Raw genomic sequence first — 23,543 nt, forward strand, 5'->3', positions numbered from 1 at the left:
ATCATCCTAAGTTAACCATTTTTACAAGTTATAGTGTTTGATTGATTGGTATGGAGTCGTACGTATTGTGAGTGACGTCACCAATTGTCAATCGCAATTCGTATGACTTTTTTTCCTTGACGCAAAAGGCTTATCTGTAAAAAAGAGGTTAACGCTACACTCTTTCGCCTCGTGAGGCGTAATGTTCAGGGAGGTTTTGTTTCATGCAACAAGGTATCGTAAAATGGTTTAACGCAGAAAAAGGATACGGCTTCATCCAAGTTGAGGGTGGCGACGACGTATTCGTACACTACAGCGCAATCCAGTCAGAAGGTTTCAAATCTCTTGACGAAGGTCAAAAGGTTGAGTTCGAAATCGTTCAAGGTAGCCGTGGACCACAAGCTGCTAGCGTAACTAAACTGTAAAATTGACAGATTCAAAGGCAGTCTCTCGATGGGGAGACTGTCTTTTTTGCGTGTTTCCACCCGATACACTGGGTCGTTGGAGAGGGGCGATGGTCGTCATAAAGCAGGTAGACAAGTCATAGGATGATACTAAAGGCTTGGCCTGCGGAGGGATGGACATGTTTGAAAGAGTAGATCGAGTAAAAGAAAGACGGAGAGAGCGTTTGGAAAGAATCCGAACGCAGTCACGAGACAGCTATACTCCCTACGTCGATGATTGGAAAGATCCCATCGAAGAATCGCCAGACCCATTCAGTTACTCGCCACGTGAGAAAGATATGATGGAACAGCCACCGTCCCATGAAAAGTGGGGCGTGCAAATTTTAGCATCTGTTTTATTGATTGGTGCTGCTTATATTTTGTTTCAAACAACGCTGATCCCTGCTTCTTGGAAAAGCTCCGCGAGGGAAGTCATGACACGGGACTTTAATTTTTCAGGAGTAGCGGACTGGTATGAAGCGAGATTTGGTCCGATTCCGACGATGCTTCCTTCGATACCTACCAATCCCCCTGCAGTGCCAGCCACGAGTACAACAAAGGATGCAAATGCTGTGTGGAAGCTCCCCAGTAGCTGGAAAGTCGTAAAATCCTATGATCCAGAGAGTGCTAATGTGATCCTGCATACGGGAATGAACGATCAAATCACGATTGGAGAAGCTGGCTGGGTTGCGTTTGTCGGAGAAAAGCCTGATTATGGGACGACAGTGATTGTTCGTCTAACCAAAGGACGGGAGATATGGCTGGGCAATCTCGATAGCATAGGGGTGACGAAGGACGAGGTCCTTAAACCTGGTCAAGTCATCGGAACCGCACGGGTAATGGACCAGACATCTCGTCATCTGTATGTAGGGGCGAGAGTGAATGAGCAATTTGTTAATCCCCTGGAAGTGATACCGTTTGAATAGGGGAGGCTGGCTTGACATTCGGTTTCGCATTCACCTGCTATTTTGGGCGGTGATCGGCTTGTCCGTGGTGACAGGCCATTTTTTGGAGGTCATTACCTTGTTTGTCATCGTGCTGATCCATGAATTGGGGCATGTAGCGATGGCGCGCGAGCTCGGATGGACCGTAAAAGAAGTGCAGCTTCTGCCTTTTGGCGGAGTAGCAACGATGGAAGACGCGTACGCCACGGACCCAATGGATGAGATTGTCGTGGCACTCGCCGGACCCTTCTTAAATATGGTGATGATGGCTGCTTCGTACTTGTTTTGGTTTATGGGGATATGGACGGAAGAGTGGGCCCGCTTTTTCTTGGTAAGCAATTTGACGATTGCGCTGTTTAACCTGTTGCCAATTTGGCCGTTGGATGGCGGGAGAATCTTGTTGGCCGTTCTATGCTGGTTTATGTCGTATAGGCAGGCGACGATGATATCGATGACGGGGAGTACGCTGTTTGCGGGGATCATGGTGGGGATGTCCAGCTTGGAGTTGAAGTACAACTTAGCAGTAATCGGGATTTATTTATTGGTATTGAACATTCAGGCATTTTTACGGTTTCCTTATCAATTTTTTCGCTTTCTTGTAGAAAAATACGAACGGCAGCAAGAAGAAGCTGCCGTTCAAGCGATACGCGTGCATCCTGAGGAGACGGTACTGGCAGTCTCACACAAGCTGCGGCGGGGATACTCCCATCTTTTCTACGTGCAAGGTGCAGGTCTCTTGGCAGAGGAACAGCTATTGTATGCCCTTTTGTTTGAGCAAAAGCACGACGCCGCAGTAGGCAAGCTCCTTTAGTCTCTAGTCTTATCAGCAGGAGAGGTCCATTCCATCAGCCAGCAATCACGCATGCTTCCTTCGTGCCATTCGTGCAGAGGAAGCTTTTTTACTTTTCGAAAGCCACATTTTTCATAGCAACGGAGGGCTCGTTCATTCCAGGCTTGCGGGTCAATCGCTACTTTTTGTACTCGTTTTTCCTTGTGGAGATAGTGGAGGATGGCTGTAACGAGCTGAGTGCCAATACCGCTATTCCAGTAAGCAGGCTCTCCGATGAACTGGTCCATGCCGTAGACAACGACGTCTTTTACGTACCCATACAGTTGTTTTTCCGGAGTATCAAGTGGATAAAATTGCGCATAACCAATCGGTTTGTCCGTGTACAAGATGAGGCAGCGAGTTTTACCATCGTCTTCCGGAAAAAAGCTTTGCTGCACGAGGGACTCGTCATGTGGCCGATCGCGACCTTCATAATAGGCCAAAACGCGCTCGTCAGAAAGCCATTTGACTAAGTGAACGGCATCATCGGGGGATAAGGCTCTTATTTTTAAATCACCTGCATGAATCATGGATGATCTCCTTTACCTTGACTTAGCAGCTATGTTAGATTACTTCCTATGAGCCCGGTTATCCTTCTTTTGGGCAACGTTTGCACGGGGAATAAGGAGTGAAAACAGTGAAGCAAGTAGCGATTAGTGCACAAGGTAGCAGCATCCGCATCGCATTCATGGAAAACGGGAAATTGCAGGAATGGCGTACAAAGGATGTGGGAGCACACGCAAGCGTTGGTGACATTTACCAGGGACGGATCGCGGATGTGAAGCCTGGCATCCAATCTGCCTTTGTTGATATTGGTACAGGCCAAAATGCTTATTTGTATGTAGATGACACAGTCGGTGTGCAGTCAGATGGAGCAGCGAAACCAAGTATTGCGGAACGCGTTCATGTAGGGCAAAAGGTATTGGTTCAAGTGAGTAAAGAGGCGTTGGAAATGAAGGCGCCAAAAATCACGATGCAGATCAGCTTGCAGGGGCGTTATCTGGTATACCTTCCGACTGAAGAAAGCATTTCGCTTTCTCGTAAAATAACCGATGATACCAAACGAAAACGACTGCAACAGGTGATCTCTTCGACAGTAGCGCAAGGAGAAGGCTGTATTCTGCGCACGGAAGCGGCGGAAGCAGAAGAGCAGACACTCATTAGCGAGCTGGTCTATTTGCGCAATCGCTGGCAGGAAATGCTGCGAACAGCGGAGGGACTCCGTTCGACCGGACGGATTTTTCAGGATGCAGAGTTGATTGAGATGGCGCTCCGAGATGGCTTGGCAACTGGCATGGATGAGCTGTTGGTAGAAGGTGCGACGACTCATCAGCAGGTAAAAGCGGCGTTGGCAGCTTTTGCTCCAGAAATACAAGAGAAGCTTCGCTGGTATCAGGGCAAACAGCCGCTCTTTGACTACTTGGGTGTCGAGGCGGAACTGATTCGTGCTCGTGATCGACATGTGCCGCTCAAGAGTGGAGGGTCCTTGGTCATCGACAGGACTGAAGCGATGACGGTCATCGATGTAAATACCGGTTCATTCACAGGTGGAGGAGGGCAACAGCGGGAGCAGGCAGTGACGGCGACCAATCTCGAGGCTGTAACTGAAATTGCCAGGCATCTGCGGTTGCGAGACATCGGTGGCATCGTGATCATTGATTTCATCGACATGAAAGAGCAGAGCAATAAGGAGCGAGTGATCTCGCGATTGAAACAAGAGCTGGCGAAGGACCCTGTGCCTTCGACTGTTCTCGGGATGACGTCGCTTGGATTAGTCGAGATGACGCGAAAAAGAGTGCGTGCGAGCCTGACAGAGCGGCTGACGGAGCCGTGTGAGGCATGCAAGGGCCGAGGGAGAGTTTGGCGAGTAGACGAGTTGTTCCGGCGCATGTACGCCGAAGTCACCGCATTGGCAAAGAGCCAAGATGCGGAGGCTGTTCTCGTGGACATGCCGTCAAGATTGTTGGACATGATAGAGGAGTGGGAAAAAGCAGAAGCAATCACATGGCCTGTCCATGTCTATAAGCAGCTTGTTCCTGCGATGAGCCCAGATGAGTTTCGAATTGGATACGTCGGAAATCGGGCAGAGGCAGAGCGTTTACAATCGAAATAACTTGACTGGGCTATTGTAGCTATGATAACCTAATGGTTGTCATGCAGATATGCCTCGTGCATACTGTAACCGCACGAATCAGGTAAATAAGCCGTCGCTCGTCGACGCACCTGTAAAGGCGAGTCTGAGTATAGGAGGTGCACACAGTGTACGCAATTATCGAAACCGGTGGAAAGCAATACAAAGTTGAAGAGGGAGCAGTTCTCTTCATCGAGAAATTGGCTGGCAACGAAGGAGACGTTGTTACTTTTGACAAAGTTCTCTTCGTAAGCAAAGACGGCAAAGTTACTGCAGGAGCTCCTACAGTAGCTGGTGCAACGGTAACTGGTAAAGTAGAAAAACACGGTAAATCTGCAAAGATTATCGTGTACAAATACAAAGCCAAGAAAAACTACCGTCGCAAGCAAGGTCACCGTCAACCATTCACTAAAGTTGTGATCGAAAAGATCAACGCTTAATTGGTGACTTGTTATGATTGAAGTGATCGTGAGCCGTGCGTCGCACGGTATCCATGAAATTAGTATTTCCGGACATGCCAATGCGGGTGCCTATGGGGCAGACATCGTTTGTTCTGCTGTATCAGGCATCAGCTTTGGTATATTAAACGCCATCCAACCTTTGACGGGCATCACTCCTGATGTCGCTGTCGCACAAGAAGGCGGTGGGTTCTTGAAGTGGAGCCTTTCTTCTTCGGATGATGAGACTGCACGAGAGAAACAACAGCTTTTGGCAGAGAGCATGGTTATTGCTCTTTTGTCGGTTGAGGCGAATTACGGCAAATACGTAAAAGTAAATGATCATAAATGGCAGGGAGGTGTCTGATATGAACATGCTGTTTAACTTGGACCTTCAGTTTTTCGCATCGAAAAAAGGGGTAGGTTCCACAAAGAACGGTCGCGATTCCATTTCCAAACGTCTGGGCGTGAAACGTGGCGACGGGCAATTCGTTACTGCTGGTAACATTCTCGTTCGTCAACGCGGAACAAAGATTTACCCAGGTGCGAACGTAATGAAAGGCGGAGACGACACTCTGTTTGCAACTGCAGATGGTGTTGTTCGTTTCAAGCGTCTGGGCCGTGATCGCAAACAAGTTGTGATCGAGCCAGTTGCTTCTGAAGCGTAAATATTTGTTAAGAAAAACCCAGCGATATAGCTGGGTTTTCTTTTTGTCCGGCTCTTTTTTATGGTACAATAGATGGGAAAGATATTCTTATCGACTTGGGTGAATGTGATGGGGGACGAGCGGAGGCTGTTTACGCATCAGACAGACCAACTGCTGACCGTTCTGAACAGGCAGCGGCATGACTGGTTGAACCACGTTCAGGTTCTGCTCGGCTATTTGCATTTGAACCGTACTGAACAAGGAGAGGCCCATTTGAAACGCATTGCACAGATGGCGATGCAGGAATCGATGGTTGCCCGATTGAATAGCTCCTTGTTGTCCGTCTTCTTCTTGACATTTAATGCACTGAACAATGAATTGCTTTTAGAAGTAGACGTGTGCAATCATGTGGATCTCACGCGAGTAGTTTTGAACGAGCAAGACTTGTTCCAGTTGGTGTCAGAGATATTATGCACAGTGAACGATCATGTAGATCAGAGCGGGTACGAAGCAGCCAGCATGCAGGTAAGCTTGCAAATGGATGAGCGTGGCGTTCATTTTCGTTTTGACCTGGCCGGTGTACTACGTGCATCCGGAATGGAAGAATTGGAAAAGCTGATACGTAAAAGCGAACAGAGTACGGTGGAGGTCACCGAGTGGATACATACGGAAGAAGAATGGGTCCTGAATTTGGTGATCCCATTCGCGGAATGAAAGAGGTGACACCATGTTTGTCGATCAGGTAAAAGTATATGTAAAAGGCGGGGACGGTGGTAACGGAGCCGTCTCCTTTCGCCGGGAGAAATACGTACCGCTGGGTGGTCCAGCGGGTGGAGATGGCGGTCAAGGTGGAGATGTCGTGTTTGTCGTGGACGAAGGTCTGCGTACACTGGTAGATTTCCGCTATCAACGACATTTCAAAGCACCTCGCGGAGAGCATGGCCGCAACAAATCTCAGCACGGAGCAGGCGCGGAAGATATGGTCGTGCGCGTGCCACCGGGAACAACTGTCATTGATGATGATACTAAAGAAGTGATTGTCGATCTCGTGGAGCAGGGTCAGCGTGCTGTGATCGCAAAAGGCGGACGTGGTGGACGAGGTAATATTCGTTTTGCCAACTCTTCGAATCCAGCCCCACACATCTCGGAGAACGGAGAACCAGGTCAAGAGCGTTACATTGTCATGGAGCTCAAGCTGATTGCAGATGTGGGCTTGGTTGGCTATCCGAGTGTAGGAAAATCCACCTTGCTGTCTAGTGTAACAGCGGCGAAGCCAAAAATTGCAGCGTACCACTTTACGACGCTGACACCGAATCTGGGTGTTGTGGACTTGGGCGAGCAGAGCTTCGTAATGGCTGACTTGCCAGGATTGATTGAAGGCGCGCATGAAGGTGTGGGTCTTGGTCACCAATTCCTGCGTCACGTAGAGCGTACGCGCTTGATCGTTCATGTGATTGACATGGCAGCGGTAGATGGACGCGATCCATACGAGGATTATTTGCAGATCAACCGAGAGCTGACTATGTATAACCTGAAGCTCGAAGATCGTCCGCAAATTGTAGTCGCGAACAAAATGGAACTGCCAGAAGCAGAGGAAAACCTGCGTATTTTCAAGGAAAAGGTTCCAGATGTGAAGGTGTACGAGATCTCTGCTGCAACCCGTCAAGGCGTACAAGAATTGATGTATGCGATCGGGGATGCCTTGGCGACGATTCCGGACAAGCCTGCTGTCGAGGAAGTTGCAGAAGTGGAAGAGCGCGTGGTGTTCCGAGCAGAAAAAGAACCAGAGGAATTCGAGATTACGCGTGATAACGAAGTATTTGTTGTCAGCGGTGAAAAGATCGAGAAGCTCGTACGCATGACCAATCTGACCAGCTATGATGCAGCCCAGCGTTTTGCAAGACAAATGCGCTTTATGGGGGTAGATGATGCTCTGCGCAAGCTGGGAGCAAAAGACGGGGATACCGTTCGGATCGGCAAATTAGAGTTTGACTTTGTGGAGTGACAAAAACCATGATTGATGTCCCATCACTGAACCCATTTTTGGGGGATAAACGACTCCAACGCGGTGCGATGCTACCGCTAATCATCTCCAAGCAGGTGAAGACACCTGTCCAAGTTATGGTTGAACATGCAAAGGGCAGTTATCTCGTAGTTTCCTACGAGATGAAGCCTGAAACGAAAGCAGAGCTTCTCGGATCAACTGTACGCATTCGTTGGGAAACGGATGCGGCAGTGAATACCATTGATTTGGAAGTAGTTTCAGAGCAAACGCTTTGGCCGATCAAGCTTTTAGGGATGATTCCGATTAGTATAGGGGTAGAAATTACACAAAAGCGCAAGCAGGATCCCATCTCACCAGATCTCGGTATTTCTGTCCCTTACAAGGTGATGGGAGCTAGACCGATCGAAGAAAAAGGCGAGGCAGTGTTGCTGAAATTTTCTCCTACGCGTCTTGTTTTGGGAACGGACGGTTATGTGTCGAAGGGCGATTTTCTCCACTTGTCTTTCAAGATACCGAAGCAAGCGCAGGAGATCGTCATGATGGCGAAAATCGTGGAAAAAACGTTCCAAGACAAACAATCGATCATTGAATTAATCTTTACGGATATCAATGAAAAGCACCATGAACTCATCAAAGATTACTATAAAAAGCTCTCAACTACCGCTTCTTCCTAAGGAAGCGGTTTTTTTCCTTTGATGTTCCTGTGAAGAAGGTATATAGTAGAGTACATAGAGTTCTACATCGAGCCTGTTCACTTCATGATTTGTTGTGTACGCTTTCCTGAATAAATACTTGTGAAATCATTCACTTTTTATTATTCGAATCCGTTTTCTGCTTAACTTTGTGAAAAATGTTACAAGCATTTTTTTACCGGATTTTCAGGGAGAATAGCGGCCGTTACTCGTATGAACAGGCATCGAGAATAAAAGGCCTCTATTCCAAAGCAAAGGAGGACGTTTTTTTTATGTCTCAAACAACTACGCAACAAGCTCAAGCTGCTGCTGAAGTAGCAAGCACTGCAACTCTGGCACCAGCGCAGCAACAAGATGTACTCGATCAGTTGATGAAACCAGAAATCCAAGAGTCACTTAACGTATTGGTGGCGAACCTGCCTAAATTGGCAGAACTGACAACTCTTTTGACCAAAACATATGATTTGGTACAAACAGTAGCAAATGATCATGTGTTGATCGACGACATCAAAGGCGGAATGGAAGAGTTCGTAAAACCGATCTCTGATAAAGCGAAAGGTATTGCGCAAGCAGCCATTGAAGCCAATGACCGTGTTCATGTTGAAGAGTCTACTATCGGTTTGTTCGGTATTCTCAAAATGCTCAAGGATCCGCAAGTACAAAAAACTTTGCGTTTCGCACAAGCATTCCTGGAAGTATCAGCAGAACGTCAACAACAAAAACGCTAGTATTTTTTATTATGGAATGTAAGACAAGGACGGAGGATTGGGCATGGCGAAGCATATTCTGATTCTAGGCGGCGGTTATGGCGGTTTGCTCAGCGCATTGACTGCACGTAAATACATGACGGCTGAAGAAGCGTCGATCACGGTGGTAAACCGTTTTCCTACTCACCAAATCATTACGGAACTGCACCGCTTGGCAGTAGGAAACCTGTCTGAACAAAACGTGGCGCTCCCTCTGGAAAGATTGCTGCGTGGCAAAGAGATTAACCTCGTAGTAGACACGGTAGAAAATATTGGTCTCGACTCCCAACGCGTTACACTGGGGAGCGGCGATTCCATCAAATACGATGCTTTGGTGATTGCGCTGGGTAGTGAAACCGCATTCTTCGGAATCCCAGGTCTGCAAGAGTACAGCTTTACACTGAAGTCCGTAGAAGAAGCAAATCGTCTGCGAGCACACCTCGAAGAGCGCGTGATTGAATACAAGACGAGCAAAAATAAAGCAGATGCTACCTTCGTTGTAGGTGGTGGCGGTCTGACCGGTATCGAGCTGGTTGGGGAATTCGCTGATATGTTGCCAAATCTGTGCCACAAACACGGCGTAGACTTTGCAGACGTATCCATCTACTGCGTAGAAGCAGGTCCATCCATTTTGGCTGGTTTTGCTCCTGACCTGGTTGAACGTGCGAAAACGAGTTTGGAAAAACGCGGTGTTCAGTTCCTGACAGGCGTACCTGTAACGGAAATGAAAGAAACCACAGTTTGTCTGAAAGATGGCGGTACCATTGAAACCAAAACAATGGTATGGACAGGTGGCGTACAAGGAAATCGTGTAGTGGCTGAGTGCGGCGTGGAAGTAAACCGCGGACGTGCAACTGTTACAGAATTCCTGCAATCCACTTCTCACCCTGATGTATTCCTTGCGGGTGACAGTGCGGTCGTCATGGGGCCAGAAGGTCGTCCATTCCCTCCGACTGCGCAACTGGCATGGCAAATGGGCGAAGTAGTAGGTCACAATCTCTTCGCACACTTCAACGGCACCAAAATGGATACCTTCAAACCGGTATTCTCCGGTACATTGGGTAGCCTGGGCCGTAAAGACGCGATCGGAACAATCGGTGCAAGCCAACTGAAGCTGAAAGGTCTGCCTGCAACCTTGATGAAAGAAGCGAGTAACGTTCGCTACTTGACTCATATCAACGGTCTGTCCTCTTTAGCATACTAATCGAATCAGGAAAACCCGGGATCATGGTATCCCGGGTTTTTTGTGTTTGTTTATCCGTTTCCGCTTGGATCTTCAATCACGTTTGGGGATTGTGCCATCTTTTTGCCCCGCATGTCATTGCCAAACTGTTCGAGACTGCTTGGCTTACCAGCTGGGTGATTGTTACGGCGCTCCGATTTATCTGACTTTCCACGTCCGGCCATTTGTCTTTCACCTCCTCCATACGATACGCATTATTGTGCGCGAAGAAGCTCCCCCTCATGTAATCAAAGTAAACTAAATGTGATCCGATGAAAAAAAGTGACGGATAAGGATTGTCACATTCCATGCTTTCCGTTATAATGTCCTCTATGAAGAAACAACTGTTTTTCTCAGGAGGACACAACGCATGAAAAAGGAAGAAAAATTCTACTTGATTCGATCTGACATCCTGCCGGAATCGATTGCCAAAACGATTGAAGCCAAGAAGATGCTGGAATCCGGCGAAGTGGATACTGTGAACGAAGCGGTTGAACGGGTGGGATTGAGCCGCAGTGCTTTTTATAAGTACAAAGATGGCATTTTTCCGTTCAATTCGATGATGAGCGAAAAAATTATGACGTTTACGTTCTCTTTGGATCACATGTCAGGTTACTTGTCCAAAGTGCTCACATATGTAGCAGATCAAGGTGGAAACGTATTGACCATCAATCAGACGATACCACTTCAAGGGATTGCTACTATATCCATGTCAGTCGATATGGCTAATCTTCGCGTATCTAGCACGGAGTTTTTGGATAGCTTGCAGCTGATCCCGGGCGTTCGCAAAGCGATGATCGTCGGTAGAGGCTAAGCAAAAAAACAATCAAAGAAAAGGCAGGGGAGAGAGACATGGAGAAGCAGAGCATTAAATTGGGATTAATGGGTTTTGGAACAGTAGGGACTGGTGTAGTACGCATCATTCAAGCGCATCAGGAGGATTTGCAAAAGCAAACCGGCCTCAGTATTGAGGTTTCCCGTATTCTTGTTCAGGATGCGGAAAAATCTCGCAATATTTCATCCATGGAGGGCGCGCTGACCACAGATCCTGCTAGTCTTTTGGATGATCCAGAAATTGAAGTCATCGTAGAAGTAATTGGTGGCATTCACCCTGCAAAAGAGTACATTTTGGGTGCACTCGAACGAGGCAAGCACGTAGTAACAGCCAACAAGGATCTGATGGCGTTGCACGGAGCCGAAATTTTAGAGAAGGCGCAAGAAAAGGGATGTGACGTTTTCTACGAGGCAAGCGTGGCTGGTGGAATACCAATTTTGCGTGCGCTAGTAGAGGGGTTTTCCTCAGACCGTATCGCGAAAATGATGGGGATTGTCAACGGGACGACCAATTACATCATGACCAAAATGAGTCAAGAGGGCGCAGAATATAGTGAGGTATTGAAAGAAGCGCAAGCACTGGGCTACGCGGAGCAGGACCCAACCTCCGATGTGGAGGGCTTTGATGCAGCCCGCAAAATGGCGATTCTGGCAACGCTGGGCTTCCGTGTACCGATGAAGCTCGAAGATGTAGACGTAAAAGGGATCAGCTCCGTGAGCAAGGAAGATATCGCTTATGGCAAACAACTGGGCTACGAAATCAAGCTGCTCGGCCTGGCTCGTCGTGACGAAGAGGCGATTGAGGTAAGTGTGCAGCCGACTCTGGTTCCAAAATCCCATCCACTCGCTTCCGTAAATGGTGTCTTTAATGCCGTGTACGTACATGGGGAAGCGGTAGGAGAAACCATGTTTTACGGGCCGGGCGCAGGTGAATTGCCGACTGCTACCGCCGTTGTGTCTGACCTGGTCACTGTCGTCAAAAACAGAAAGCTAGGAGTGAATGGACGCGGAATGGTTGCTCCCTACAAAGAAAAAGTATTGAAAGAAGACAGCGAAAAATTCTCTAAATACTTCCTGCGCATCGTAGTTGCAGATAAACGCGGTGTTCTTGCTCAAATTACGCAGCTATTGGCAGACAAAAATATTTCCCTTGAGCAGGTCATCCAGCAACCGTTCAACAACGGACGTGAAGCGGAGATTATCATGATTACACACCTGTCCTCAAAAAGTGACATGGATGCGGTACTGGCTTACATGGAGCAGATGGATATCGTATCAACTGTGCAGAGCTGCTACCGTGTAGAAGGGGGAGACAAATAATGGCTTTTGATCGACAGTCTGGCATCTTGGCACGTTACCGGGAATTTCTCCCGATCACAGAAAAAACTCCGCTGGTCAGCTTGCATGAAGGAAACACACCCCTAATCCATGCTCCGAATCTTTCCAAACAATTGGGGGTGGAGCTGTACGTCAAGTACGAGGGGCTCAATCCGACTGGCTCTTTCAAAGATAGAGGCATGGTCATGGCTGTAGCCAAAGCGGTAGAAGAGGGAAGCAACACAATCATGTGCGCTTCGACGGGAAATACATCAGCAGCAGCTGCGGCGTATGCGGCACGGTCAGGATTGCGTTGCATCGTTCTGATCCCGAACGGCAATATCGCGTTAGGCAAGTTGGCTCAGGCTATCGCCTATGGTGCAGAAGTCATCGCGATTGACGGTAATTTTGATGAAGCGCTGGATATCGTTCGCGAAATCACAGCGAAAGAGCCGATTACACTGGTGAATTCCGTGAACCCTTACCGGATCGAGGGACAAAAGACCGCGGCGTTTGAAGTGTGCGATGCGCTGACGGACGCACCTGACATTTTGGCCATCCCAGTTGGCAACGCAGGAAACATTACAGCATATTGGAAAGGCTTCGAGGAATATTTCGCAGCCAAAAAATCGAGCCGCTTGCCTAAGATGTACGGATTTCAGGCAGCGGGAGCAGCGCCGTTGGTTCATGGCAAACCAGTAGCCAACCCTGAAACGATTGCGACAGCCATTCGCATTGGTAACCCGGCGAGCAAGGATGGCGCTTTGAATGCCATTTCGAAATCAAGCGGTCTTATCGATAGTGTAACGGACGAAGAAATTTTGCATGCCTATCATTTGCTGGCGAAGAGTGAAGGTGTGTTTTGTGAGCCTGCCTCGGCAGCATCGCTGGCTGGCATTATCAAGCTGCATGAGGCGGGAAGGCTTCAACCCGGCAGCCAGATCGTGTGTGTACTGACTGGAAACGGACTAAAAGATCCAAATATCGCTTTGAAGCTGGTAGGTGAAGAGCCGCGTTCTGTTCCGGCGACACATGAAGCTGTGATGGAGCTGGTTCGTCAAAGTGGGAGAGAATTTGTATCATGAATGGACAACGTGTAAAAGTAACCATACCAGCAACAACAGCGAATCTGGGACCGGGATTCGATGCGCTGGGAATGGCTTTCCAGTTGTATTCTTTCGTAGAAATGGAAATCAGTGATCATACGACAGTAGAGATGATGGGCAAGGAGCTGCAAGGAACACCGACGGACAAAAACAATCTCCTGTACAAGGTTGCGGCAGGATTGTTTCAAGAAGCAGGTCTCGCCATTCCTGAGCTGGCGATTCGTGCTTCCAGTGATGCTCCCCTGACGAGGGGATTGGGGAGTAGTGCAGCTGCGATTGTAGGTGCACTTGTAGCGGCCAACCATCTCGCTGGCGAACCATTTACTCGTGAGCAATTGTTTGAAAAGGCAACACGCCTAGAAGGGCATCCGGATAATGCGGGAGCTTCGATGTTTGGCGGTATCATTGTTGCGACGATGCCTGAAGTACCAGGAGACCCCATTCCATATGTGCGGTTTTCTGCTCCGGCGGGATTGCAAACACTCGTCGTGATCCCAGACTTCATGCTCTCGACAGAAAAAGCGCGGAACGTCTTGCCACAGGTGTACAGCAAAGAGGATGTTGTATATAATGTGGGTCATAGTAGTTTGCTAGTTGCTGCACTGGCACAAGGCAGACTCGACCTGATGGGACGGGCAATGTCGGATCGGTTGCATCAGCCGTATCGAGCAAAGCTTGTACCTGGCTTGAACGAAATCCTGGACAAAGCGACTGAACACGGGGCACTGGGGGCTGCTTTAAGCGGCGCGGGACCGACGATCCTCTGTTTTTTCTCTTCGGATGAAGAATTAGAGAAGCTGCGTGCATTTGTGGACAGAGTGATGAAAGGGCACGACATCTCGTACCGCGTGATGATCTTGCAACCGGACGAAAATGGCGTACAGGTAGAAATCCATCAGAGATAGACCATAGTGGATAGGAGTAGCCATGGAGAAGAAACTTGCTTTTCTAGGACCGCGTGGAACGTTTACCGAAGAAGCAGCGAGGATATTGTCGCTCGGACAAAAGTTATCTTTCGTTCCGTACCCAAGTATTATTGAAGTACTAGACGCTGTTTCCAAAAAGGAAGTGGCATATGGTGTCGTACCGATGGAAAACTCCATTGAAGGAACAGTCAATTCTACACTGGATTGGCTCATTCACGAAGTAGATTTGCCCATTCTGGCGGAGCTCGCACTACCGATTACGCAAAACTTGCTGGTGGCAAAAAGAGAGCACCCATTGCCTTTGTCAGCGATTACGAGAGTGTTGTCACATCCTCAAGCGATTGCACAAAGCCACAACTTTTTGCGTGAGAATTTGCCGGAAGCAGCGATCGAAACGGTAAACAGTACGGCATTGGCAGCCAAAATGGTGAGTGAGCATCCAGAAGAGCCGTGGGCTGCTGTTGGTACTCGATTGAATGTAGAGATTTATCCATTGGAGTTTGCGCGTGAACAAATTCAAGATTATTCGAATAACTACACGCGTTTTGTTCTCGTTGGTCTGGAAAGTCTTGATCTGCCGGTTTCCCGCAAGGAAAAGACGACGATTCTGGTCACCCTGCCGGAAGATTTCCCAGGAGCATTGTATCAAGTGCTGGCTGCTTTTGCTTGGAGAAAGGTCAACTTGTCTCGCATCGAATCACGTCCGACGAAGAGGGCACTCGGAAGCTATTATTTTGTCATCGACATTGAGCAGAAGATGGACGACGTCTTGTTGCCAGGAGCGTTTGCGGAGATTGAAGCCATTGGTTGTCAAGTTCGTCAGCTCGGGACGTATCCATTTTATATGCATCAGACCAATTCCTAGAGGGATTGGTTTTTTCTTTTTCTGGCTCCCTCCCAACAAAGGAGTGGCGTCAAGGAGCAAAACGCCCATGGCTGCATACGATGTTAGGGAGTTTGGTGCAAGGGAGGAGAAAAACATTGAGAATACACATCGTCCAAAAAGGCGATACGATGTGGAAGATCGCCAAAAGATATGGAGTCGATTACAAAGAACTGTTACGCCTTAATAGTCAATTAAAAACTCCCGATACAATTTATCCTGGAGCGAGAATCAAGATTCCGGCGAAACAAGTTCCTGTCCGGCCACAGCAAAGAACGACGCCCCCCCATCCAATGAGTGAGGCGGCCCCTTATGTGAAAGAAAGACCGATTACGGAAGAGGAAGAGATGGAGGTACCGCAACAAATCGAAAGGCGGCCAATTGAGCCAGAAGAATCAGGAGAGGTACAAATCGAATCAAGGGAGGAGATCAGGCCTACTCCACTGCCAGCTCCCATTCCTACGAGGCCACCCAAGGAGATGCCAAGGCCACCCAAAGAAATGCCAAGACCACCAGTCCCTTCTGTTTCACCAGAGGTTGTCAGGCCAACAGCACCACCTACATTACCACCTCCACCACCAACACAGCCTATTCCAAAACCAACGGAGCCGATTGAAAAGCCAATCGAAAAACCAATCGAGAAGCCAACACCGTATAAACCACCGAACATTTCAGGCAAGCCAAATATGCTGCCGCCGGTACCGCCTGTTCCTATACGTCCACTCATACCGACTCCACCTCCAACCGGAGTGAGTCCGTATATTTATCCACCAGCGATTCCACCGAATCAAAATGTGCCTAGCATTCCATATAGACCACCAACTCAGGTCTTGCCATTACAGCCTACAAGACCGCCAGCATATGCATGCCCACCTTGCCCACAGCCAAATTATCCACCGCCACGGGTAAGTCCATTGCAACCGATGCAGCCAAACTATCCACCACCACGGGTAAGTCCGTTGCAACCGATGCAGCCAAATTATCCACCACCACGGGTAAGTCCGTTGCAACCGATGCAGCCAAACTACCCACCACGGGTAAGTCCGTTGCAACCGATGCAGCCAAATTATCCACCACCGCAGGTAAGTCCATTGCAACCGATGCAGCCAAACTATCCACCATCACGGGTGAGTCCGTTGCGGCCGATGAAGCCGCCTTCAAAGGTGAGCCCACAACAGCAGCTCAAGCCACCTTCAAAAGTGAGCCCGCAACAGAAGCTGAAGCCATCGACGAAGGTAAGCCCAGAGCAAGAGCGCAGGCCAATGCCACAGCGCAGGCCAATGCCACAGGTGCGTCCGTTCCCGCCATTCCCACCGCAGTTCATGCCACCATGCCCGCCATTTCCGCCTTGCCCACCGTTCGGGAACCAGTGGATTGGCCCGTTTTATCCAAATCGACGACCGATTGTGAGTCCAGAACAAATGCGACCAATCAATCCATTTCCAATTGTCCCACCACCGATCAGACCGATGCCGCCGTTTCCTTATCCATGCCCACCACTATTTCCACCCATGCCATTAAAGCGGCCACGAGCGAAAAAGCCTGTGTGCCCGGAACCAGTGGAGTCATCATCATGTGAGTGTTCTTCTGAAGTCCGGGAGTACAAAGGCCGAAAAGGCAAGTACAATCGTTCTCCACAGGAGATTCACAATAACATGATGTTCCCGCCTTCCCCGTGTATGGCTACCATGCCTGAACAAGGGGTTTGGCCGAACTGGGGAGATGGGCATGAAGATTCCTCTTCTTACTGAGAGGGTATGGGATGAACAAAGGAATCTTATCCACCATTGAAAAGGCTTTTCGCTGTCAAATCTACGGTGTGAAGCCGAAGCGAAACGTCAACCTGTTAAAAACAGACAGGGGCCACTGGATACTCAAAGGATATAAGCAGGTCGAAAAAGCTGTGTGGGTGACAGAGTTAGCGGATGCACTACATGAGAAGGGCTTTCATCATACTGTGCAGTATGTGGAGAATCATGAAGGGTCCAAAATTTTTGCATTTGAAGACCGTCATTACACCATCATGAAAATGATTGATGGGCATGAAGCAGATAACGCTTCTCTTTTCGATGTCAAAAAAACAGCAGAAACATTGGCCCGTTTTCATGTTGCAGCTCAGGGTTTTCCTATTGCTCATACGTATGCGTATGAAGGAAAACCGGCTCTTTTAGATAAATGGGAGAGCCGCTTGGAATACTTTGAGCGGTTGATGTGGTCGATTGAACAGAAAGGACCCCAGAGCAAACTGGAGCAACTCATTTCGCACCAGGCAGATCACGTTCTTCGAGATGGCAAGGAACTGCTGCAATCTGCCTACAAGCTGCCTTTGACGCCAGAAATGTTTTTAGCCATGGAGAGGGGGACACTCGCGCACAGAGACGTGGCGAGTCATAACTTTCTGCTTACGGAGCGAGGCAATTGTTATTTGATTGACCTTGATACAGTAGGTCATGATCTTCAGCTTGTTGACCTTGTACAATTAATGTCGCGAATGCTGTTGATGCAAGACTACCGCATGGATTCCTTTGTGGAAGCGATGGAAGCCTATAGTAACATCAACTATTTATCTGATACCCAGATATGGGCTGTTCATCAATTGCTTCGCTATCCGGATAATTTCTTGCGGGAGGTAACGGGCTTGTATAGTCAGCGCCCAGGCTACCACATGAAGGGCGTCATGCAGCTGATCCAAATGGAAGGCAAAGTGATGGCGAATCGCCAACGTTTTTTAAACGATGGAGAACGAATTTTCCAGCACTCTCCATGGGGGCATTACCATTTTGTCGGATAGTCGGATAAAACAAAACATCCCTCTCGAAAGAGGGATGTTTGTGTTGGTGACAAGCTTATTTGGAAGCAGGCTTGGACAGATCAATAGAGAATTTCGCAAACCCAGTTTCCAATACGTTGATGAACTTGATATTGGACAATTTTTCAGCGAATGGTTTCGCGTCAGGAGAAGAAGTGAATGTAACGTTCAGCTTCGCATTTACTGGAGCAAAAGACCAGTTGTTGTCTGCTGCTGGGTCGATATTTTTTTGGTTAAGGATGTAGTCGATTACGATTTGACGGTTTTCATCTGGAGAATCGATTACGATGTTTTTGCCATCCAGACCTGGGAACGCACCGCCGCCGCTTGCACGGTAGTTGTTGGTTACGACGATGAATTTGTCTTCAGGTTTTACTGGTTTGCCATTAAAAGACAGGTTTTTGATGCGGTTTGCATCTTTGCTTGCTACTTTTCCATCTACAGCGTATTTGGATGGCTGTGTAACATCGATTTGATAAGTAACACCGTCGATTACATCAAAGTTGTACGTTGGGAAAGACTCGTTGATGAGTGGTTGCTCATCCGTTTTCTTCAGATCGATTTGGTTGAACTGTCCAGCGGAACGCTCCAACCATTCTTTCACCGTAGCTCCATCGACCAGAACCGCTTTCAATGTGTTCGGGTAGATGTACAGGTCAGATACGTTTTTGATGGCGATTGTACCAGCTGGGATATTGGAGTAGTAGCTTACCCCGTTACGGCCGCCTGCTTTAAATGGTGCACCAGCAGACAGAACTGGAATGCCTTCGTATTCTGTACCCTTCACGTTTTTCTCAACGAACCATTTTTGTGCATTGGTTACGATTTGGATAGATGGATCATCTTGCACAAGTGCAAAGTAGCTGAAGATCGGGGAAGATGTTTTCCCTACAGCAGAACGAACCCATTCAACTGTTTTATCGTGATCTTCTTTTACTGCATCTACGATAGTTTTGTCTGCATCAGCCAAGGATGCTTTGTTCGCTTTGTCATAGATTGGAACTACTTTGGTAGCGGACTCAGCCACTTTCCATTTTCCATTTTCTTGTTTCAGCGTCAGGTCGATCACGCCGAGGTGGTTACCCCAGAAGCCAGGCATAACGGCTGGTTTACCATTGATCGTTCCTTTTTCTGCATCAATGCCTGGAATTTTATCGAATCCAGGACCAGGGAATACGGAGTGGGAGTGTCCGAACAGGATCGCGTCGATACCCTCTACTTTGCTCAGCTGGTAGCTAGCATTCTCCAATTGAGGACCACCCTCGGTAGGGCCAATTCCGGAGTGAGGAACCGCGATGATGATGTCTGCACCTTTTTTCTTCATTTCAGGTACGAATTTGTTGGCAGTTTCCACGATGTCTTTCGCGATTACTTTTCCTTCCAGGTTAGCCTTGTCCCATTGCATAATTTGTGGTGGAACAAAACCGATTACGCCTACTTTGAGTTTTACATCTTTGCCGTTCTCATCTTTAAATGTGCGCTCCAGGATTTCGTAAGGAGTGTACATGTTTTTGTCATTGTCAGGGTTTTTGTCCTTGTCGTCTACATACACGTTGGAGTTTATGTAAGGGAATTTTGCACCCTTCAAGCTGGTATCCAAGAACTCCAAACCAAAGTTGAACTCGTGGTTACCGATATTGGCAACATCATAGTCCATCAGGTTCATTGCTTTGTAAGCAGGGTGAGTGTCTCCAGCTTTCAACGGGTCGATTTTTGCCACGTAGTCGCCCAATGGGTTTCCTTGCAACAAGTCACCGTTGTCGATCAGGATGCTGTTTTTCGCTTCTTCTCTTGCTTTTTTGACCAATGTCGCTGTTTTTGCGAGGCCAAACTCGTCTGTGTTTTTGTCTTGATAGTAGTCATAGTTAACGATGTTGGTGTGGATATCTGTCGTTTCCAACAGGCGGAGCTTCAGGACAGAATCTGTTTGTGCGCTTACAGGAGTAAGAGGAAAAGAGAGAGCGCCAACAACCAAAGAAGTGCTGAGGAGGAAAGCAGTCAGCATTTTTTTGTTCGTTTTTTTCATGTTTGAAATGACCTCCATAAGTTTACAATAATGCCAAGCAAAAATAGTTTATCATTAGAATAGGACGCTGGATAGATAGCTAGATGAAATAGTATATTAATTTTTTGTATTGACAAAAATAAAAAAATATAACGTCAATCCGCCATAGGTCGCGTATGCCCCACTTTCTTTGTGGTAATGATAGGAAGAAAAGCCTATATAAAAGAAGGGGTTCTATGTGACAGAGAAAAAACAGTGGGTGGTTTACGCGACATGGGGTGCAGCATTAGCCACTGGCGTCGTAATCGGTATCCTGTTAGTAGGAAAGGAAGGAAACGATTCGGGTCTTGCTCGTTTACTGAACCATTCAGGCAAAGCAGATGTAGTCGCGGGGACATCGTACGAACTGGTTTTAGCTCGCCATTATTTGTGTGGGGTGCGAGACGAAGAACATGTGGCAGTTCGTACCAATCAACTGGCAGACGTCATGGGCAACTATAATGGATGGGAAATTGTACGAGCAGAACCTGTCAAGATGATCTTAATGAAACGCGAGCAGGATATAGCGCCAGCGTGCAAGGAGAATGGACATATCGGAATAGCGTCAGACGGCATGCTTGCCCTGTTTCATGGTCTGCCTGCTGAACAAGATGTCGTACAGACCTTTTATCGAATCGATACGGCAAAAATGGAAGCGAGTCTGCCAAAAGAGGAATGGGAGAATCTGAAACGGGGGATTCGCATTCGGAATCTGGCAGAGTATAACAGTGTATTGTCCACCTATGGCGAATACCAATGGAGTGGCCAATGAAAATGGGTGGACCTAAAAGAAATCCCTTTCGAGCCTTTCGTGTAACAAGCACGTATTGGACTGGAAAGGGATTTTTGTTTCAATTGCTATGGATTCAGTTCAACCGCAATGATTCGCCAGCGTTCCCCCGGGACTTCGCGGCGCAAAAGAAATTTCCATGTTCGTCGAAAATTACCGCCTTCCCGGGCGATGTACGTGAGCCGAACAGGAACCTCTATCAAGAGGGGGCCACGTTCGTCTGACGGGATGACGATTTCTGACGTTCGCACAGATTCGATCGCGGACAGCCCTTCAGGAAGTGAGAATCCGTCCGTTGTCATTCGCATTGCATGGGTGTCGTGCTCATGCAACGCGGTGAGGAAAAAACCGACCAGCTCTTCTGGAGACGCCCCTTTTATTGTAGTCGCAAGTGCTCCGGAGGCTTTTAGAATCATCATGCTGTGACTAGGATCGGGCTCTGTGCGTCGATGGGTGGAGCTGCCGAAAAAGTGGATGCAAAAATGCCCCGGGAATTCATTTCCTTTAATCGCGCCAGCGCCGTGAGGCATTCCGTGCATGGATGCTGCAAAATAAGTACCGTCTACCTCTACCAGAATGGCTCTGCGCTTCCACGACCATTTTCCCTGATAAATGTTCTTCATGATCTGTGTATCCTTGCGTGTCAACGGTTGGACATCGGCATGGCGACTGCCTGCTCTGCGCTGGACATCAAAACGTTGTCCTGTCTCTAAATCAATCACGGTACCGAATTCCATCCGTTTCAACGTTTTTTTTACCTGTTCCCAGGGTATGGCATGTGCAAAATGGACTGCCTCAACGGACTTAACCATTTCTTCGATCCGCTGGCGAACATCGTTTGCCAAAACATAACGGCGGGGCATTTCTTTTTCATAAAGCTGTCCATCGTGATCATATACATACGTTCGTTTTTTTACGGTCAGTGTAGCTCGTATCCAGTGTGGGTTGTAGGAGGCGACTTCGGTAGTAGAGCCTAATAGCCGCTTCGTAAATTGCTTTTGATCACGGAAGGACATGGTCGTTTGGAAAGAGGACTCAGGTGATACTGAAACGGTGACCGTGATGTCATTCTTGACCTTGGCAAATGCAGAGTGTGGCATTGACAGTGCGATTACGAAAAGGCATATACAAAAAATAAGGACTTTGCTTCGCAACAATCAACACCTCCACTGCTTATCGTTTCAATTAAATGTCTGGCTCATGTTGCGTAAATCTTGGTATCATAACGCCCTTGCGTTTACGCCATACTGATTTCATACGGTGATCGAAGGAGGAGTCTTTAGACCATGTCTACCATGCCTAGAGGTAGCTACAAAGACCAGTTCCATCAGCGTTTGTACGTTCAGTTGAACCAGGGGCACAACAAGCTCAATTACCAACAGATCAACAAGATCAAAGAGCACATGCAAAGTGGCGTAGACGAATATGCCCACTTGCAGCATGATGTGTCGGATTCACTCGGAATGAACAAACACTAACAGACACCGTATAACCCGTTCCTTTTATAGGGAGCGGGTTTTTTATATCCGAGTTCAAAAAGTCGACTTTTTGAACTCGGATATAAAATGGAAATACACGTTCGCTTTCTGGATGCTTTGTGTTACAGTAGAGAGTAGAATCTTTGCTCACGGAGAGTGGACTATGCGCATTTTAGGAATTGACCCTGGTATTGCGATTGTTGGCTTCGGGGTTGTGGATAAAGAGGGCAGCCAATTGCGTCCCGTCCAATATGGAAGCATTCAGACAGAAGCAGGATTGTCAGTACCGCTTAGATTGAAACAGATTTTTGAGGCAATGCAGAGCCTTCTGGAAACATATCGTCCCGATGAAATGTCCGTCGAAAAACTTTTCTTTAATAAAAATGTGACGACGGCTTTTACAGTTGGTCAAGCGCGAGGGGTTATTTTGCTTGCGGCAGAGCTGGCTGGTGTGCCGGTCTATGAATATACCCCGATGCAGGTCAAGCAAGCCGTGACTGGCTACGGGGGAGCAGAGAAGAAACAAATTCAGGAAATGACGAAGCTCCTATTGCGGTTAAAAGAAGTACCAAAGCCTGACGACGTGGCGGACGCATTGGGTATTGCGATTACGCACGCACAGTTTCGCGCGTTCATTTCCATTTCGGAAGGGGTTAAGAAATGATTGATTTTGTAGAAGGTACACTTAGTTATCTCGATTCGGAATACATAGTTATCGAAACGGGCGGAATCGGTTATCGACTGTTTTGCCCAAACCCGTACCAATTCGTTCGGTATGAAGGCAACAAAACCAAATTGTTTACCCACCACCATGTGCGGGAAGATGCCATTCTGCTGTACGGCTTCGCTACCCGTGACGAACGCGATTTGTTCCGCAAACTGCTTGATGTTAGCGGAATCGGGCCAAAGGGCGGATTGGCCATTCTGGCTGCAGCGACGCCTGAGCAGTTGGTGATGGCGGTTCAACAGGAGAATGTTACCTATTTGACGAAATTTCCGGGGATTGGGAAAAAGACTGCCCAGCGCATTATCCTCGATTTGAAGGATAAATTGGTAGGATACACACCATCTGCGATTTTGACTGTTGCAGCGGGTGATTTGACAGCAGGCGAGCAAGCTGTGTCTGCACTGAACGAAGCGCTCGATGCATTGACCGCACTGGGTTACTCTGATGGTGAACTGCAAAAAATCAGAAACACGCTGTCTGAGAAATCAAAAGAGGGCGATGGTGTAGAAAAGCTCATCAAACAAGGGCTTGCGTTGCTCATGAGGGGGTAGGAT

At 48.0% G+C, this 23,543-nt stretch carries 28 protein-coding genes, 1 pseudogene and 1 other annotated feature; of the genes and pseudogenes, 24 read left to right on the plus strand and 5 right to left on the minus strand.

The window, feature by feature from the left end:
• The first annotated feature begins 203 nt into the window (after positions 1 to 203).
• From C7R92_RS04260 to C7R92_RS04270, 3 genes are all read left to right on the plus strand, one after another.
• Positions 204 to 404: a cold-shock protein gene (locus C7R92_RS04260; protein WP_005832370.1), complete on the plus strand. Its 201-nt coding sequence runs from the start codon at positions 204 to 206 to the stop codon at positions 402 to 404.
• A gap of 158 nt (positions 405 to 562) precedes the next feature.
• Complete coding sequence (locus C7R92_RS04265) at positions 563 to 1,348, plus strand: M23 family metallopeptidase (protein ID WP_106833362.1); 786 nt, start codon at positions 563 to 565, stop codon at positions 1,346 to 1,348.
• Entirely contained in the window at positions 1,341 to 2,177 is an 837-nt protein-coding gene (locus C7R92_RS04270; RefSeq protein WP_106833363.1) for a M50 family metallopeptidase, read from the plus strand. Before C7R92_RS04265 ends, C7R92_RS04270 begins: the two co-directional genes overlap by 8 nt.
• Here C7R92_RS04270 and aac(6')-35 read toward each other — a convergent pair.
• Positions 2,174 to 2,725 carry an aminoglycoside 6'-N-acetyltransferase AAC(6')-35 gene (gene aac(6')-35, locus C7R92_RS04275; RefSeq protein WP_106833364.1) on the minus strand — a complete coding sequence of 184 codons (552 nt, stop codon included), beginning with the start codon at positions 2,723 to 2,725 and terminating at the stop codon, positions 2,174 to 2,176. The genes C7R92_RS04270 and aac(6')-35 overlap by 4 nt on opposite strands.
• 107 nt (positions 2,726 to 2,832) lie before the next feature.
• Between aac(6')-35 and C7R92_RS04280 the strand changes: the two genes are divergently transcribed.
• The 9 genes from C7R92_RS04280 to C7R92_RS04320 all read left to right on the plus strand — a co-directional run bounded on the left by C7R92_RS04280 (position 2,833) and on the right by C7R92_RS04320 (position 10,057).
• On the plus strand, positions 2,833 to 4,308 hold the full coding sequence (locus tag C7R92_RS04280; RefSeq protein WP_106833365.1) for an Rne/Rng family ribonuclease: 1,476 nt from the start codon (positions 2,833 to 2,835) through the stop codon (positions 4,306 to 4,308).
• Between the two features lie 57 nt (positions 4,309 to 4,365).
• Positions 4,366 to 4,444, plus strand: a sequence feature (ribosomal protein L21 leader region).
• Positions 4,445 to 4,454: 10 nt separating this feature from the next.
• Complete coding sequence (gene rplU / locus C7R92_RS04285) at positions 4,455 to 4,766, plus strand: 50S ribosomal protein L21 (RefSeq protein WP_016739197.1); 312 nt, start codon at positions 4,455 to 4,457, stop codon at positions 4,764 to 4,766.
• A gap of 13 nt (positions 4,767 to 4,779) precedes the next feature.
• Positions 4,780 to 5,130 carry a ribosomal-processing cysteine protease Prp gene (locus C7R92_RS04290; protein ID WP_069850533.1) on the plus strand — a complete coding sequence of 117 codons (351 nt, stop codon included), beginning with the start codon at positions 4,780 to 4,782 and terminating at the stop codon, positions 5,128 to 5,130.
• A 7-nt stretch (positions 5,131 to 5,137) separates the two neighbouring features.
• Complete coding sequence (gene rpmA / locus C7R92_RS04295) at positions 5,138 to 5,431, plus strand: 50S ribosomal protein L27 (protein WP_005832382.1); 294 nt, start codon at positions 5,138 to 5,140, stop codon at positions 5,429 to 5,431.
• A 108-nt stretch (positions 5,432 to 5,539) separates the two neighbouring features.
• On the plus strand, positions 5,540 to 6,124 hold the full coding sequence (locus C7R92_RS04300; protein ID WP_017247547.1) for a Spo0B C-terminal domain-containing protein: 585 nt from the start codon (positions 5,540 to 5,542) through the stop codon (positions 6,122 to 6,124).
• Positions 6,125 to 6,137: 13 nt separating this feature from the next.
• Positions 6,138 to 7,415, plus strand: a complete 1,278-nt coding sequence (gene obgE / locus C7R92_RS04305) for a GTPase ObgE (RefSeq protein WP_017247548.1) — start codon at positions 6,138 to 6,140, stop codon at positions 7,413 to 7,415.
• An 8-nt stretch (positions 7,416 to 7,423) separates the two neighbouring features.
• Complete coding sequence (locus tag C7R92_RS04310; RefSeq protein WP_069850529.1) at positions 7,424 to 8,089, plus strand: hypothetical protein; 666 nt, start codon at positions 7,424 to 7,426, stop codon at positions 8,087 to 8,089.
• A 290-nt stretch (positions 8,090 to 8,379) separates the two neighbouring features.
• The gene (locus C7R92_RS04315) at positions 8,380 to 8,835 is read left to right on the plus strand and encodes a helical membrane plugin domain-containing protein (RefSeq protein ID WP_007728644.1); all 456 of its coding nucleotides are present in this window, start codon (positions 8,380 to 8,382) and stop codon (positions 8,833 to 8,835) included.
• A gap of 43 nt (positions 8,836 to 8,878) precedes the next feature.
• Positions 8,879 to 10,057 carry an NAD(P)/FAD-dependent oxidoreductase gene (locus tag C7R92_RS04320; protein WP_069850527.1) on the plus strand — a complete coding sequence of 393 codons (1,179 nt, stop codon included), beginning with the start codon at positions 8,879 to 8,881 and terminating at the stop codon, positions 10,055 to 10,057.
• 50 nt (positions 10,058 to 10,107) lie between these two features.
• Here C7R92_RS04320 and C7R92_RS32225 read toward each other — a convergent pair whose 3' ends face one another.
• Positions 10,108 to 10,260, minus strand: a complete 153-nt coding sequence (locus C7R92_RS32225; protein ID WP_007728640.1) for a hypothetical protein — start codon at positions 10,258 to 10,260, stop codon at positions 10,108 to 10,110.
• Between the two features lie 185 nt (positions 10,261 to 10,445).
• Here C7R92_RS32225 and C7R92_RS04325 point away from each other — a divergent pair, with 185 nt between their 5' ends.
• The 6 genes and pseudogenes from C7R92_RS04325 to C7R92_RS32680 form a co-directional block, all read left to right on the plus strand.
• The gene (locus tag C7R92_RS04325) at positions 10,446 to 10,889 is read left to right on the plus strand and encodes an ACT domain-containing protein (protein WP_017247551.1); all 444 of its coding nucleotides are present in this window, start codon (positions 10,446 to 10,448) and stop codon (positions 10,887 to 10,889) included.
• A gap of 38 nt (positions 10,890 to 10,927) precedes the next feature.
• On the plus strand, positions 10,928 to 12,229 hold the full coding sequence (locus C7R92_RS04330) for a homoserine dehydrogenase (RefSeq protein WP_106833366.1): 1,302 nt from the start codon (positions 10,928 to 10,930) through the stop codon (positions 12,227 to 12,229).
• Positions 12,229 to 13,311, plus strand: coding sequence for a threonine synthase (gene thrC, locus C7R92_RS04335; RefSeq protein WP_106833367.1), 1,083 nt, complete (start codon positions 12,229 to 12,231; stop codon positions 13,309 to 13,311). Before C7R92_RS04330 ends, thrC begins: the two co-directional genes overlap by 1 nt.
• Positions 13,308 to 14,237: a homoserine kinase gene (gene thrB / locus C7R92_RS04340; RefSeq protein ID WP_106833368.1), complete on the plus strand. Its 930-nt coding sequence runs from the start codon at positions 13,308 to 13,310 to the stop codon at positions 14,235 to 14,237. The genes thrC and thrB overlap by 4 nt, the downstream gene beginning before the upstream one ends.
• A 22-nt stretch (positions 14,238 to 14,259) precedes the next feature.
• Positions 14,260 to 15,123, plus strand: a complete 864-nt coding sequence (pheA, locus tag C7R92_RS04345; RefSeq protein WP_017247555.1) for a prephenate dehydratase — start codon at positions 14,260 to 14,262, stop codon at positions 15,121 to 15,123.
• 149 nt (positions 15,124 to 15,272) lie between these two features.
• Positions 15,273 to 15,326, plus strand: a pseudogene (locus C7R92_RS32680) (LysM peptidoglycan-binding domain-containing protein); the annotation flags it as partial.
• A gap of 125 nt (positions 15,327 to 15,451) precedes the next feature.
• Here C7R92_RS32680 and C7R92_RS32685 read toward each other — a convergent pair.
• A complete protein-coding gene (locus C7R92_RS32685; protein ID WP_244195644.1) occupies positions 15,452 to 15,868 on the minus strand; it encodes a hypothetical protein in 417 nt (138 codons plus the stop codon).
• A gap of 147 nt (positions 15,869 to 16,015) precedes the next feature.
• Here C7R92_RS32685 and C7R92_RS32690 point away from each other — a divergent pair, with 147 nt between their 5' ends.
• Both C7R92_RS32690 and C7R92_RS04355 read left to right on the plus strand, forming a co-directional pair.
• Positions 16,016 to 16,720, plus strand: a complete 705-nt coding sequence (locus C7R92_RS32690; RefSeq protein ID WP_244195645.1) for a hypothetical protein — start codon at positions 16,016 to 16,018, stop codon at positions 16,718 to 16,720.
• A 183-nt stretch (positions 16,721 to 16,903) separates the two neighbouring features.
• Positions 16,904 to 17,932, plus strand: a complete 1,029-nt coding sequence (locus tag C7R92_RS04355) for a phosphotransferase (protein WP_069850516.1) — start codon at positions 16,904 to 16,906, stop codon at positions 17,930 to 17,932.
• Between the two features lie 55 nt (positions 17,933 to 17,987).
• Here the strand turns inward: C7R92_RS04355 and C7R92_RS04360 are convergent, their stop codons facing one another.
• Positions 17,988 to 19,976, minus strand: coding sequence for a bifunctional 2',3'-cyclic-nucleotide 2'-phosphodiesterase/3'-nucleotidase (locus tag C7R92_RS04360; RefSeq protein ID WP_106833369.1), 1,989 nt, complete (start codon positions 19,974 to 19,976; stop codon positions 17,988 to 17,990).
• Between the two features lie 217 nt (positions 19,977 to 20,193).
• Here C7R92_RS04360 and C7R92_RS04365 point away from each other — a divergent pair, with 217 nt between their 5' ends.
• Positions 20,194 to 20,766: a BofC C-terminal domain-containing protein gene (locus C7R92_RS04365; protein WP_106833370.1), complete on the plus strand. Its 573-nt coding sequence runs from the start codon at positions 20,194 to 20,196 to the stop codon at positions 20,764 to 20,766.
• Between the two features lie 86 nt (positions 20,767 to 20,852).
• On the opposite strand, the gene C7R92_RS04370 is transcribed toward C7R92_RS04365, so the two are convergent.
• Positions 20,853 to 21,941, minus strand: a complete 1,089-nt coding sequence (locus C7R92_RS04370; protein WP_106833371.1) for a hypothetical protein — start codon at positions 21,939 to 21,941, stop codon at positions 20,853 to 20,855.
• 129 nt (positions 21,942 to 22,070) lie between these two features.
• Between C7R92_RS04370 and C7R92_RS04375 the strand changes: the two genes are divergently transcribed.
• From C7R92_RS04375 to ruvA, 3 genes are all read left to right on the plus strand, one after another.
• Positions 22,071 to 22,262 carry a hypothetical protein gene (locus C7R92_RS04375; RefSeq protein WP_017247563.1) on the plus strand — a complete coding sequence of 64 codons (192 nt, stop codon included), beginning with the start codon at positions 22,071 to 22,073 and terminating at the stop codon, positions 22,260 to 22,262.
• Positions 22,263 to 22,425: 163 nt separating this feature from the next.
• Positions 22,426 to 22,926, plus strand: coding sequence for a crossover junction endodeoxyribonuclease RuvC (gene ruvC / locus C7R92_RS04380; RefSeq protein WP_017247564.1), 501 nt, complete (start codon positions 22,426 to 22,428; stop codon positions 22,924 to 22,926).
• Entirely contained in the window at positions 22,923 to 23,540 is a 618-nt protein-coding gene (gene ruvA, locus C7R92_RS04385) for a Holliday junction branch migration protein RuvA (RefSeq protein WP_012685581.1), read from the plus strand. Before ruvC ends, ruvA begins: the two co-directional genes overlap by 4 nt.
• The last annotated feature ends 3 nt before the right edge of the window (positions 23,541 to 23,543 follow it).

The organism is Brevibacillus porteri (genome assembly GCF_003013475.1).
GTDB classification, from domain to species: domain Bacteria; phylum Bacillota; class Bacilli; order Brevibacillales; family Brevibacillaceae; genus Brevibacillus; species Brevibacillus porteri.

Bases quoted from the DNA above. Each gene is read 5' to 3' on its own strand.
- C7R92_RS04315 (WP_007728644.1), top strand. From the start codon at position 8,380: ATGTCTCAAACAACTACGCAACAAGCTCAAGCTGCTGCTGAAGTAGCA.
- C7R92_RS04355 (WP_069850516.1), top strand. From the start codon at position 16,904: ATGAACAAAGGAATCTTATCCACCATTGAAAAGGCTTTTCGCTGTCAA.
- C7R92_RS04310 (WP_069850529.1), top strand. From the start codon at position 7,424: ATGATTGATGTCCCATCACTGAACCCATTTTTGGGGGATAAACGACTC.
- rpmA (WP_005832382.1), top strand. From the start codon at position 5,138: ATGCTGTTTAACTTGGACCTTCAGTTTTTCGCATCGAAAAAAGGGGTA.
- C7R92_RS04320 (WP_069850527.1), top strand. From the start codon at position 8,879: ATGGCGAAGCATATTCTGATTCTAGGCGGCGGTTATGGCGGTTTGCTC.
- C7R92_RS04325 (WP_017247551.1), top strand. From the start codon at position 10,446: ATGAAAAAGGAAGAAAAATTCTACTTGATTCGATCTGACATCCTGCCG.
- C7R92_RS04375 (WP_017247563.1), top strand. From the start codon at position 22,071: ATGTCTACCATGCCTAGAGGTAGCTACAAAGACCAGTTCCATCAGCGT.
- C7R92_RS32225 (WP_007728640.1), bottom strand. From the start codon at position 10,260: ATGGCCGGACGTGGAAAGTCAGATAAATCGGAGCGCCGTAACAATCAC.
- thrC (WP_106833367.1), top strand. From the start codon at position 12,229: ATGGCTTTTGATCGACAGTCTGGCATCTTGGCACGTTACCGGGAATTT.
- C7R92_RS04265 (WP_106833362.1), top strand. From the start codon at position 563: ATGTTTGAAAGAGTAGATCGAGTAAAAGAAAGACGGAGAGAGCGTTTG.
- C7R92_RS04260 (WP_005832370.1), top strand. From the start codon at position 204: ATGCAACAAGGTATCGTAAAATGGTTTAACGCAGAAAAAGGATACGGC.
- C7R92_RS04330 (WP_106833366.1), top strand. From the start codon at position 10,928: ATGGAGAAGCAGAGCATTAAATTGGGATTAATGGGTTTTGGAACAGTA.
- C7R92_RS04300 (WP_017247547.1), top strand. From the start codon at position 5,540: ATGGGGGACGAGCGGAGGCTGTTTACGCATCAGACAGACCAACTGCTG.
- ruvC (WP_017247564.1), top strand. From the start codon at position 22,426: ATGCGCATTTTAGGAATTGACCCTGGTATTGCGATTGTTGGCTTCGGG.
- C7R92_RS32685 (WP_244195644.1), bottom strand. From the start codon at position 15,868: ATGAGTGGACGTATAGGAACAGGCGGTACCGGCGGCAGCATATTTGGC.
- pheA (WP_017247555.1), top strand. From the start codon at position 14,260: ATGGAGAAGAAACTTGCTTTTCTAGGACCGCGTGGAACGTTTACCGAA.
- thrB (WP_106833368.1), top strand. From the start codon at position 13,308: ATGAATGGACAACGTGTAAAAGTAACCATACCAGCAACAACAGCGAAT.
- C7R92_RS04360 (WP_106833369.1), bottom strand. From the start codon at position 19,976: ATGAAAAAAACGAACAAAAAAATGCTGACTGCTTTCCTCCTCAGCACT.
- C7R92_RS04290 (WP_069850533.1), top strand. From the start codon at position 4,780: ATGATTGAAGTGATCGTGAGCCGTGCGTCGCACGGTATCCATGAAATT.
- obgE (WP_017247548.1), top strand. From the start codon at position 6,138: ATGTTTGTCGATCAGGTAAAAGTATATGTAAAAGGCGGGGACGGTGGT.
- ruvA (WP_012685581.1), top strand. From the start codon at position 22,923: ATGATTGATTTTGTAGAAGGTACACTTAGTTATCTCGATTCGGAATAC.